Here is an 11,397-nt window from a genome sequence, read left to right as displayed (position 1 = left end):
GGTGGGTGGATGTGGGCGACGGGCGCTGGCGGCGCGTACTGAGCGGGGTGTGGCGGAGCGTCGCCGTGTGGGCCGTGTCCACCGTCACGATGCTCGTGCTCGCGGGAGCGCTGCCCGACTTCCGGTTGCAGGCCGAGGGCGGTGACAGCGCCACGACGATAGCCGTCACCGCGGCGTTCGGCGCCGGTGCCTTCGGCCTGCTGTCCTCCCTCGTGTGGCCCCTCCTCGTCCGGCTGCTGCTCCTCGTGCCCGCCCTCGTCCTCGGGCTGCTCGTCTTCTTCCTGAACGGGTCGCTGCTCCTCGTCGCCCTGGACCTCAACCCGTCCGGGCGGGGCGAGGTGGCCCCGGAGACCGCCGTCGTCGTGGCCGCCGTCATGTCCGCCGTCGCCTCCGCCACCGGCGGCGCCCTCGCCGTACGGGACGACGACGCGTACCGGCGCCGGCTCTACCGCCTCGCCGACCGGCGCCGCCGGCGCACCGACGGCCACCCGGACCCGACCGCGCCCGGCACCGTCTTCGTCCAGCTCGACGGCGTCGGCCACGACGTGCTGGAGGCCGCCGTGGACAAGGGCCTCATGCCCGGCGTGGCCCAGTGGCTGGGCCGGGGACCCGCCGGGCCCGCCACGCACCGCCTCACCCCGTGGCGCACCGACTGGTCCAGCCAGACCGGCGCCAGCCAGCTCGGCATCCTGCACGGCACCAACCACGACATCCCGGCCTTCCGCTGGTACGAGAAGGACAGCCGGGAGGTCATGGTCTGCAACCGGCCGTCCAGCGCGGCCGAGCTCCAGCGCCGTGCCGTCGAGCGCACCGGCGACGGCGGCCTCCTCACCCTCGACGGCGCCAGCCGCGGCAACCTCTTCAGCGGCGGCGCCGACCAGCTCGCCCTGGTCCTCTCCGTCGCGGCGAGGCGCGGCAAGGAGAACCGGTCACGCGCCGGGTACTTCGCCTACTTCTCGGACCCCGCCAACGCCGTCCGCACCGCCATGTCCTTCGTCGCCGACGTCTTCCGCGAGATCGGGCAGTCCGTCCGGGCCCGGATGCGGCAGCAGCGCCCCCGCGTCAAGCGCGGCGGCCTCTACCCCTTCATCCGCGCCTTCGCGACCGTCGTCGAACGCGATGTCGTCGTCGCCGCGGTGATCGGCGACATGCTCGCCGGGCGCGCCGCGATCTACGCGGACCTGGTGGCGTACGACGAGGTCGCCCACCACTCCGGACCGGCCGGCCGGGACGCCGAGAAGGTGCTCGAACGGCTCGACCGCTCCCTCGCCCTCATCACGAAGGTCGCCGAGCACGCCCCGCGCGCGTACCGCGTCGTCGTCCTGTCCGACCACGGGCAGAGCCCCGGCGAGACCTTCCTCGCCCGCTACGGCCTCACCCTCGCCAGCCTGGTCCGCGCCGGCTGCGGACTGCCCGTACCGCGCCGGGCGGAGCGCACCCACAGCGGGGCCGAGGCACGCGCCGCCGTACGGGCCGCGCTGCGCATGGCGGTCGAGGAGGGCGGTGAGCAGCACCGGCCGTCGCGCGACTCCGAGCCGGTCGTGCTGGCCTCCGGCAACCTCGGGCTCGTGTCGTTCCCCGACGTGCCGCACCGGATGACCAAGGAGGAGATCGACCGGCGGTACCCCGCCCTGCTGTCCACGCTCGCCAACCATCCCGGTGTCGGCTTCGTCCTGGTCCGCAGCGAGGAACACGACGGGGTCGTCCTCGGCGCGCACGGCGCGCAGGTCCCCGTAGCCGACCTCGACGACGACCACCCCGGCCCGCTCGCCGACTTCGGCCCCGGCGCCGCCGAAGCCGTACGGCGCACCCACGGCTTCCCGCACGCCGCCGACATCATGGTCAACTCCTGGTACGACCCGGCCGACGGCGAGGTCCTGGCGTTCGAGGAGCAGATCGGCTCGCACGGCGGCCTCGGCGGAGCCCAGGGCCGCGCGTTCCTGCTGTCGCCGGTCGCCTTCTCCGCGCCGGTCGCGGACGACGGGGAACTCGTCGGCGCCGAGCACGTCCACCGCGTACTGCGGCGCTGGCTGCGCGAGGGCAGCGGCCCCCAGATACCGCTGCCGGCCCGCCGCGGAGACCGGCGGGCCGCCTGAGCACCCGGGAACCCCCAGCACCCGGGAACCGGGCGCCTCCGGTGGTGCGACACCCGCGGGACCGTACGGAAGACGCCCGCGGGACCGTACGGAAAATGGGCTGCACCCCGGGGCACGGACCGCACACACTGTTCGCATCGGACACCGCGCACCTGCGCGTCCCCTTCGAACACCCCTCAGGAGCCGCTGCGTGCAGGCAGCCGTCACCGTCACGCCCACCCGCATCCCGGAACTGCTGCTCAATCTCGCCACCGTGCGGCCGGTCTTCATCTGGGGCGCCCCCGGAATCGGGAAGTCCTCCCTCGTGCGGGAGTTCGCCGAGTCGCTGGGCCTGGAGTGCGTGAGCCTGCTGGGCACCCAGCTCGCTCCCGAGGACCTCATCGGCGTGCCCCAGATCCGCGACGGACGCTCCGTCTTCTGCCCGCCGGAGGCGATCGCCCGCGACGAGCCGTACTGCCTGTTCCTGGACGAGCTGAACGCGGCGACGCCGGACGTGCAGAAGGCCTTCTACTCCCTCATCCTGGACCGCCGCATCGGGAACTACGAGCTCCCCAAGGGCTCGATCGTGATCGGCGCCGGCAACCGCGCCACCGACAACGCCCTCGCCCGCCCCATCGCCTCCGCGCTGGTCAACCGCCTCGCGCACGTCCACCTGGAGGCGTCCGCGAAGGACTGGCTCACCTGGGCGGAGGCGGGCGGCATCCACCCCTGGATCCTCGACCACCTCACCGACCGGCCCGACCACCTGTGGTCGAAGCCGCCGAAGACCGAGGAGCCGTTCTCCACGCCCCGCTCCTGGCACATGCTCTCCGACGCGCTGCACTCCTTCGGCCGGGAGCTCGACGAGGAGACCCTCAAGGTCCTCGCCCACGGCACGCTGACGCCCGCCCACGCGGTCGCCTTCTGCGGCTACGTCAAGATCGTGCGCAGCCGGTTCGGCATCGAGGCCATCCTCAAGGGCGAGGCGGGCTGGCCGCACCGCATCGAGGACCGCGACCTGCTCTACTACCTCGCCGACTCCTTCCGCGGCCGGCTGATCAAGGAGCTGCCGGCCAGCAAGCAGCACATGTCGGCGAACGGCCGGCAGACCGCGTACCGCGCCAAGTCCCTGCTCGTGCGGCTCGCCGAGATCTCCGTCGAGGTCGCCCAGACCGTCATCGCCTCCGACGCCGACGGCAACCCCGTGCTGCCCGCGTGGTTCCTGGTGGAGGCGGCCCGGGACATGCCGCGGCTCGTGGAGGCGCGCAAGTGAGCCGTTCCCGCAAGAAGGCCGACGAGCCGGCCAAGCCGGACCCCGCCACGGAGGCGTTCCAAAAGGGGGTGTGGCTCGCGCGGGCCGGCCTGGCGATCTCCGAGCTCGACGCGAAGATGTGCCGGAGCACGGAGACGTCCTGCGACCCGAAGACGGGCTGGGGCAAGGAGACATGCGGCAGGTCACCCGGTGACGGCCTCGTCCGCGTCGACTCCAACGGCATTGTGCACGCGCATCCCACGCGCCGCGCCGAGTCCGCCGAGTGGGCCTGGGCCATCGCACACGCTCTGGTCCACCTCGGCTTCGGCCATGTCCCCGCCGCGACCGGCAAGCGCGAACAGCCCGACCGTTTCGACCTCGCCGCCCGCTGTGCCGTCGTCAACCGCTTCCTGCTCACCTTCCCGGTCGGACTCACCCCGGTCGACCTGCCGCCGTCCTACCCCGACGGCGACGAGGAGCAGCTCGCCGCCCGCTGGCGGCAGGGCGGCATCCCGGCCGTGTACGAGCGCTGCGGTACGGCTGGCGGGGAGCCCGACCAGCTCCTCGTGCCCTGGGACGGCTGGACCAAGCCCCCGGACTGGCAGCTGGCCTTCGCGCACACGCTCACCCGCCGGATGTCCACGGCGATGGACGTGGCGGGCGGCCGCCGCGACTCGATGCACGGCGAACCGACGCGGAAGCAGCCCTGGGAGCAGGCACTGGAGTGGTTCATCTCGTCGTACCCGCTGCTGGGCGGCATCGCGGCCGGCATCACGCTCGTCGCCGACGCCGAACTGGCCCGCGCGCACGGCATCCAGATCGCCGCCGTCAACGTGGAGGCGGGCGAGATCTACATCAACCCCCTCCGCCGGTTCGACGACGAGGAGTGGCGGTTCATCCTCGCCCACGAGATGCTGCACGCCGCCCTGCGCCACGGCGACCGCTGCGGCACCCGCGACCCGTACCTGTTCAACATTGCCGCCGACTACGTGATCAACGGCTGGCTGCGCGAGATGCAGGTCGGCACGATGCCCGAGGGTCTGCTCCACGACCCGGAGCTGGCGGGCCTGTCGGCCGAGGAGGTGTACGACCGGATCACCGGCGACCTGCGCCGGATGCGCCGTCTGTCGACCCTGCGCGGCAAGGGCGCGGGCGACATCCTGGGCGGCCCGCTCGGCAGCCCGCGCGACTACGTCGACCTGGACGAGTTCTACCGCCGGGGCCTCGCCCAGGGCTTCGACCTGCACCATCGGCAGGAGCGTGGCCACCTGCCCGGCGGGCTGGTCGAGGAGATCCGCGCCCTGATCCACCCGCCCCTGCCCTGGGACGCCCGACTCGCCCGCTGGTTCGACGAGTTCGTGCCCCGCCCGGTGCCCGTACGGTCGTACGCGCGCCCCTCGCGCCGCCAGTCGTCCACGCCCGACATCCCGCGCGCGGGCCGCTGGTTCCCGCCCGAGGAGATCGCCCGCTGCACCTTCGGCGTCGTCCTCGACACCTCCGGCTCCATGGACCGCGTCCTGCTCGGCAAGGCGCTCGGCGCGATCGCCTCGTACGCCGAGGCCCGCGACGTACCGGCCGCGCGGGTCGTGTTCTGCGACACGGCCCCGCACGACGCGGGCTATCTGCCGGTCACGGAGATCGCCGGGAGGGTGCGGGTGCACGGCCGCGGCGGCACGGTCCTGCAGCCCGGCATCGACCTGCTGCACCGCGCGGGCGACTTCCCGCCGAGCGCGCCGGTCCTCGTCATCACGGACGGCTGGTGCGACGCCCTGAGGGTGCGCCGCGAGCACGCGTACCTGATCCCGCAGGGCGCGCGCCTGCCGTTCACCGCGCGGGGGCCGGTGTTCCGGGTGCGGTGACCGGTCCTGCACCTGAACGCGCTTTCCATGTGATCGGATGGGGGACACGGAACCCGGTATCGGGACCTCATGCGAAAGGAACAACCGTGGCTACCACGCGATCCGCACACACCGTCTGGGAAGGCAACCTGCTCGAGGGCAACGGCGTCGTGACCTTCGACTCCTCCGGCATCGGCCAGCAGCCGGTGTCGTGGCCGTCGCGCGCCGAGCAGGCGAACGGCAAGACCAGCCCCGAGGAGCTGATCGCCGCCGCCCACTCCAGCTGCTTCTCCATGGCCCTGTCCCACGGGCTCGCCGGTGCGGGCACCCCGCCCACCAAGCTCGTCACCTCCGCCGACGTGACGTTCCAGCCGGGTGAGGGCATCACCGGGATCCACCTGACCGTCGAGGGCACCGTCCCGGGCGTCGACGAGGACACGTTCGTCGCGGCCGCGGAGAACGCCAAGAAGAACTGCCCCGTCAGCCAGGCCCTGACCGGAACGAGCATCACGCTCTCCGCCAAGCTCGCCTGACGTCCGCACGTCTCCCGGTGCCGCGGTCCGCACGGGCCGCGGCACCGCTGTGTCCGGGGCCGTACGCGGTCCGGGGCCGCGCCTTCCACGGGATGAGGCACCCTTGACAAGAAGGCACTCAAGTTTTGTGCTGGAAGGCAGGAAGTCTGGCGGAAGCCCATGGGGGTCCCCCTGCTCGAGCGGAGCCGAGAGCTTGGGGGAGGAATCGGCGGAAGGGGATCACGATGGCACGTGCGGTCGGAATCGATCTCGGTACGACGAACTCGGTGGTGGCCGTCCTGGAGGGAGGCGAACCGACCGTCGTCGCCAACGCGGAGGGCGCCCGGACCACCCCGTCCGTCGTCGCCTTCGCCAAGAACGGCGAGGTCCTCGTCGGCGAGGTCGCCAAGCGGCAGGCAGTGACGAACGTGGAGCGCACCGCCCGCTCCGTCAAACGCCACATGGGCGACGCCCACTGGCGCTTCCCCGATCAGGGAGACATCGACGGCACCCGCTACCGGGCCCAGGAGCTGTCCGCGCGCGTCCTGCAGAAGCTGAAGCGGGACGCGGAGTCCTATCTCGGCGAGGACGTCACGGACGCGGTGATCACCGTGCCCGCCTACTTCGACGACGCCCAGCGCCAGGCCACCAAGGAGGCCGGGGAGGTCGCCGGGCTCAAGGTGCTGCGCATCATCAACGAGCCGACGGCCGCCGCCCTCGCGTACGGGCTCGACCGCGGCGAGGAGCAGACCGTCCTCGTCTTCGACCTCGGCGGCGGCACCTTCGACGTCTCGCTGCTGGAGATCGGTGACGGCGTCATCGAGGTCAAGGCCACGAACGGCGACACCCACCTCGGCGGCGACGACTGGGACCAGCGGATCGTCGAGTACCTGGTCAAACGGTTCAAGGGCGCGTACGGCGTCGACCTCGGCAACGACAAGATGGCCGTCCAGCGGCTGCGCGAGGGCGCCGAGAAGGCCAAGATCGAGCTGTCCAGCTCAACCGAGACGACCGTCAACCTCCCCTATGTCACCGCTTCCGCCGAGGGCCCCCTCCACCTGGACGAGAAGCTGACCCGCGCCCAGTTCCAGGAGCTCACCGCCGATCTGCTCGACCGCTGCCGCACCCCCTTCCATCAGGCGGTCAAGGACGCGGGCATCAAGCTCGCCGACATCGACCACGTGATCCTCGTCGGCGGCTCGACCCGGATGCCCGCCGTCACCGACCTCGTGAAGGAACTCACCGGCAAGGACCCGCACAAGGGCGTCAACCCCGACGAGGTCGTGGCCGTCGGCGCGACCCTCCAGGCGGGCGTCATCCGCGGCGACGTCAAGGACGTCCTCCTCCTCGACGTCACCCCGCTGTCCCTCGGCATCGAGACCAAGGGCGGCATCATGACCAAACTCATCGAACGCAACACCACGATCCCCACGCGCCGTTCGGAGATCTTCACGACGGCGGCGGACAACCAGCCCTCGGTCGGCATCCAGGTCTATCAGGGCGAGCGCGAGATCGCCGCGTACAACAAGAAGCTGGGCGTCTTCGACCTGACCGGGCTGCCGCCCTCGCCGCGCGGGGTACCGCAGATCGAGGTGGCGTTCGACATCGACGCCAACGGGATCATGCACGTCTCGGCGAAGGACCTCGCCACCGGACGCGAGCAGAAGATGACGGTCACCGGCGGATCGGCCCTCCCCAAGGACGACATCGACCGGATGATGCGGGAGGCCGAGCAGTACGCGGAGGAGGACCGCAAGCGCCGTGAGGCCGCGGAGACCCGCAACCAGGCGGAACAACTCGTGTACCAGACCGAGAAGTTCCTGCACGAGAACGACGAACGGGTGCCCGCCGACACCAGGTCCGAGGTGGAGTCCGCGGTGGCCGAACTGAAGCGGCTGCTGGAGGAGCCGGCGGACACGGCCGCGCTCCGCACCGGGGTGGAGAAGCTCGCGTCGGTCAGCCAGAAGATGGGACAGGCCATGTACGCCCAGGCCCAGCAGCCGTCCACCGCCTCCGGCGGTCCGGCCGGTGAACAGGGCACACGTGAGGAAGAGGGCGTGGTGGACGCGGAGATCGTCGACGACGAGAGGGACGCGAAGGGTGGGGCCGCGTAGGCGTCGCGCCGCGCCGGAGCCGCATGTCGAACACGGCCCGCACCCCTGATGGGGCGCCGCAGTGCACAAGACGATGCCGAGCCCGGGGTGCGGTCGGGCTCGGCATCGTGAGTGGTCAGTACCTGTCGCGGTACTCGCGCAGCACTTCCTTGGTGCGGTCGGCGGGGGCCGCGTGGGCGGCCATGTGGTCCAGCACCTCCAGGTGCATGGCCACTTCCTGCCGCGAGTCGAGATACAGGGCGCCGGTCAGGTACTCGGTGTAGACCATGTCCGGCAGCTCGGGCTCCGCGAAGCGGAAGAGAACGAAGGGTGCGTACGTTCCGGGGTGCGGGCCCGCCTCGAACTCGGCGACCTGGAGCGTGATGTGGTCCTTGTCCGCGACGTCGAGGAGCCGCTCCATCTGGTGGCGCATCACCTCGGGCCGGATGCTCACCGGGCGCCGCAGCGCCGTCTCGTCCATGATCACCCACAGATGGGGCGGGTTCGCGCGGGTCAGGAGCTTCTGCCGGGCCATACGCAGCGACACGTGGCGCTCGATCGAGTCCGCCCCGTCCTGGCCGACCGTCCCGGCCTCCAGAACGGCACGCGCGTACTCCTCGGTCTGGAGCATGCCGGGCACGTAGTGCGGTTCGTACTGCCGGATCACCCGGGCCGCGCCCTCAAGGCTGACGTAGAGGCTGAACCAGTCGGGCAGTACGTCGTGGTACCGCTGCCACCAGCCGGGCTGGTTGGCGTCCTCGGCGAGGGCGACGAAGGAGGCGACCTCCTTCTCCGCCACGCCGTACGTGGTCAGCAACACCTGCACGTACGGGATCTTGAGCGCGACCTCGGCCATCTCCATGCGCCGGACCGTCGCCGGGGCCACCCGGAGTACCTGCGCCGCCTCGTCACGTCTCAGCCCGGCGGTCTCCCGCAACTCCTGCAACCGCCGCCCGAGCACCACTTGCCCCACGGTGGGCGCGGGCCGCCGCTCACTCACGCCACGCCTCCCCACGTGCCGAAGTACTGGAACAGTGTGTCATGGTTCCCGGAAACACTCATGGGGTCGGACGGATCGTGATGAGCTGTGAGCTCTCGGACGAGCTCTCTGGCGAGTGCTCTGCGAGTGCTCCTGGACGAGCACGCTGACGTTAGCTCAATTCGCGCGCAGCCGAGGGTACTTGGTGGTAACGGTGCGGGGATAGACCCGAGACCCCTGTGATGAGGGGCTCGACGCCTGCACGGGGAGGGCTGCGGCGGGGGCGGACGCGCCGGACGCGACAATGGCCCTCCCAGGACCGCAGTCGAGGAGTGGCGCGTGAACGAACCGTCGAACCACGAGAACCCATGGCCCCTGACCTGGGAGGCGACCGCCGTCTACCGGGCGCGCGTGCGCGGATGTCTGCTGGGCGGGGCGATCGGGGACGCCCTCGGGTACCCGATCGAGTTCTTCTCACTCGCGGCGATCCGCACGACCCACGGTGAGCGCGGGGTGACCGGCCTCGTACCCGACAAGGAAGGGGTCGTCGGGCGGATCAGCGACGACACCCAGATGACCCTCTTCACCGCCGAGGGGCTCCGGCAGGCACATGCCCGCGAGCGGGACAAGGGCATCAGCGGCGGATGGGCCAAGCTGGTGCGGGACGCGTACGGGAGGTGGCTGGACACCCAGCGTGGGACGGCGCCCGCGCCGGGTGTGCAGGGCGGGCTCGCGGCGCAGTCCTGGCTGTACGCGCGCCGGGTGCCCGGCGACGCCTGCCTGTCCGGGCTCGCCCGGACCCACGTGCCCGACCCGTGGACCGAACTGGGGCCGCCCGGCCCGGTCAACCCCGACTCCAAGGGATGCGGCGCGGTCATGCGCTCGGCGCCCTTCGGACTCACCCGCGCCCTGGCCGGCGGCCCGTTCGACCAGGCCACGCGGTGTGCCCAGATGACGCACGGGCACCCGACCGGCTACTACGCGGCCGGGGCGTTCGCCTCCATGATCGCGCATCTCGTCTCGGGCGACTCCCTCGAGGGCGCCGTCCTGCGGGCCCTGCGGAGCTGCCGCAGGGCCCGCAGGGCCCGCAGGGCCCGCAGGGCGCCGTCCTGCGGGCCCTGCGGCAGCTCGAGCGTCACCCCGGCCAGGAGGAGACCTCGGCCGCCCTGCACCGGGCCCTCGCGCTGGCCGCCGGGGGCGGGAGCCCGACCGCCGAGAACGTGGAGGCCCTCGGCGCGGGCTGGGTCGCCGAGGAGGCCCTGGCCATCGCGGTCTACTGCGCCCTCGTCGCCCCCCGGGTCGCCGACGCGCTGCTCCTCTCCGTCAACCACTCCGGCGACAGCGACTCCACCGGCTCGATCTGCGGCAACCTCCTCGGCGCCCGGCACGGCGACCACGGGCTCCCCCAGGAGTGGCTGGAGCGGATCGAGGGACGTGCGGAGATCACCGTTCTCGCGGACGACCTGGCGGCGGAGTGCGTACGGGGCTGAGTACGCCGGGCCCCGTCCCCCCCCCAGCTGACCAGGGACGCGGCGCCCGGTCTGTGGCAGGCTGAGAGGGAGTCCGACGTCGTGGAAGGAGCGAGCTCATGCCCCTCGAACCCCTGTCGCAGAAGGAGATCGAGGACCGGCTGGCGGAGCTGCCGGGCTGGTCGCTGGAGGGGGACAGGATCGCCCGCTCCTACCGGCTCGGCTCGCACTTCGCGGCGACCGCGATGGTGGTGCACATCGCCCAGGTGCAGGAGGAGCTCGACCACCACTCCGACCTCACCCTCGGCTACAACACCGTCTCCCTCACCGTGAACACCCACAGCGTGGGCGGCGCCGTCACCGAACTCGACTTCGAGCTCGCCCGCAGGGTGGAGGAGCTGGCGCCCGGCCACGGCGCGGGCTGAGCGGTGCTCGACTACGACAAGGAGGCCGAGCGGTACGACGTCCTGCGCGGTGGCGAGCCCCGGGCGGAGGCGGCCGCGGAGGCCGTGCTGAGCCTCGTGCCCGAGGGCGCCCAACGTCTGCTGGACGTCGCCTGCGGCACCGGCATCGTGACCCGGCGGCTGGCGGCCGCCCGCCCCGGCACACGCGTGACCGGCGTCGACCTGACGTACGCGATGGCCTGCCGCGCCGCGGCCCGGCTGCCGGGCGCGATCGTGCTCGGCGACAGCCGCCGACTGCCCTTCCCGGACGGCTCGTTCGACGCCGTGACGAGCGTGTGGCTGCTGCATCTCGTGGAGCGCCCGGAGGACGCCCGGGCCGTCATCGGCGAGTGCGCCCGTGTGCTGCGCCCCGGCGGGGTGTACGTCACCACCGTCGACAAGGCCGCCTCCCACAACGTGGGCAGCGACATCGACGCCGTGCTCGCCTCGCGCCCGCGCCGCAAGGCCCTGGACGCCGCGGGGGACGTGGAGGAGTACGCCGCCGGGCACGGCCTGCTCCCGGCCGGGCGGGCGAGCTTTCCGGGCCGGGGGCAGGGCCGCAGCCCCCGGCGCGCCCTCACCGACCTGCGGCGCGGATGGTTCGTCACCCTGCCGCCCGGCGATCCGCTCGCCGACGGCTTCGCCGTGCGGCTCGCGGCGCTGCCCGACCAGGACCGGCCCCGCCCGGACCCGGAGTTCTCCCTGCGGGCCTTCCGCAGGCCCGCCGGGTGAGCCC

General features: G+C 72.4%; 8 protein-coding genes and 1 pseudogene. 8 read left to right on the top strand and 1 reads right to left on the bottom strand.

Annotation, left to right across the window (positions count from 1 at the left end; all coding sequences use genetic code 11):
* The first annotated feature begins 11 nt into the window (after positions 1 to 11).
* The 5 genes from FNH04_RS31175 to dnaK all read left to right on the top strand — a co-directional run bounded on the left by FNH04_RS31175 (position 12) and on the right by dnaK (position 7,791).
* Positions 12 to 2,096: an alkaline phosphatase family protein gene (locus tag FNH04_RS31175; RefSeq protein WP_322724358.1), complete on the top strand. Its 2,085-nt coding sequence runs from the start codon at positions 12 to 14 to the stop codon at positions 2,094 to 2,096.
* A 190-nt stretch (positions 2,097 to 2,286) separates the two neighbouring features.
* Positions 2,287 to 3,348 carry an ATP-binding protein gene (locus FNH04_RS31170; protein WP_322724357.1) on the top strand — a complete coding sequence of 354 codons (1,062 nt, stop codon included), beginning with the start codon at positions 2,287 to 2,289 and terminating at the stop codon, positions 3,346 to 3,348.
* Complete coding sequence (locus FNH04_RS31165) at positions 3,345 to 5,186, top strand: vWA domain-containing protein (RefSeq protein WP_322724356.1); 1,842 nt, start codon at positions 3,345 to 3,347, stop codon at positions 5,184 to 5,186. The genes FNH04_RS31170 and FNH04_RS31165 overlap by 4 nt, the downstream gene beginning before the upstream one ends.
* Positions 5,187 to 5,272: 86 nt before the next feature.
* Complete coding sequence (locus tag FNH04_RS31160) at positions 5,273 to 5,698, top strand: OsmC family protein (RefSeq protein WP_322724355.1); 426 nt, start codon at positions 5,273 to 5,275, stop codon at positions 5,696 to 5,698.
* 224 nt (positions 5,699 to 5,922) lie between these two features.
* Entirely contained in the window at positions 5,923 to 7,791 is a 1,869-nt protein-coding gene (dnaK, locus tag FNH04_RS31155; RefSeq protein WP_152789120.1) for a molecular chaperone DnaK, read from the top strand.
* A 115-nt stretch (positions 7,792 to 7,906) separates the two neighbouring features.
* Here the strand turns inward: dnaK and FNH04_RS31150 are convergent, their stop codons facing one another.
* A complete protein-coding gene (locus FNH04_RS31150) occupies positions 7,907 to 8,770 on the bottom strand; it encodes a helix-turn-helix domain-containing protein (protein WP_322724353.1) in 864 nt (287 codons plus the stop codon).
* A 354-nt stretch (positions 8,771 to 9,124) separates the two neighbouring features.
* Here FNH04_RS31150 and FNH04_RS31145 point away from each other — a divergent pair.
* The 3 genes and pseudogenes from FNH04_RS31145 to FNH04_RS31135 all read left to right on the top strand — a co-directional run bounded on the left by FNH04_RS31145 (position 9,125) and on the right by FNH04_RS31135 (position 11,393).
* A pseudogene (locus FNH04_RS31145) lies at positions 9,125 to 10,239 on the top strand (ADP-ribosylglycohydrolase family protein).
* 98 nt (positions 10,240 to 10,337) lie between these two features.
* Positions 10,338 to 10,643: a 4a-hydroxytetrahydrobiopterin dehydratase gene (locus FNH04_RS31140; RefSeq protein ID WP_152789119.1), complete on the top strand. Its 306-nt coding sequence runs from the start codon at positions 10,338 to 10,340 to the stop codon at positions 10,641 to 10,643.
* A gap of 3 nt (positions 10,644 to 10,646) precedes the next feature.
* On the top strand, positions 10,647 to 11,393 hold the full coding sequence (locus FNH04_RS31135) for a class I SAM-dependent methyltransferase (RefSeq protein ID WP_322724351.1): 747 nt from the start codon (positions 10,647 to 10,649) through the stop codon (positions 11,391 to 11,393).
* Positions 11,394 to 11,397: the final 4 nt, after the last annotated feature.

Source organism: Streptomyces phyllanthi (genome assembly GCF_009377205.1).
Taxonomy (GTDB): domain Bacteria; phylum Actinomycetota; class Actinomycetes; order Streptomycetales; family Streptomycetaceae; genus Streptomyces; species Streptomyces phyllanthi.
This window is presented reverse-complemented; position numbering and strand designations above follow the sequence as displayed.

Bases quoted from the DNA above. Each gene is read 5' to 3' on its own strand.
- dnaK (WP_152789120.1), top strand. From the start codon at position 5,923: ATGGCACGTGCGGTCGGAATCGATCTCGGTACGACGAACTCGGTGGTG.
- FNH04_RS31140 (WP_152789119.1), top strand. From the start codon at position 10,338: ATGCCCCTCGAACCCCTGTCGCAGAAGGAGATCGAGGACCGGCTGGCG.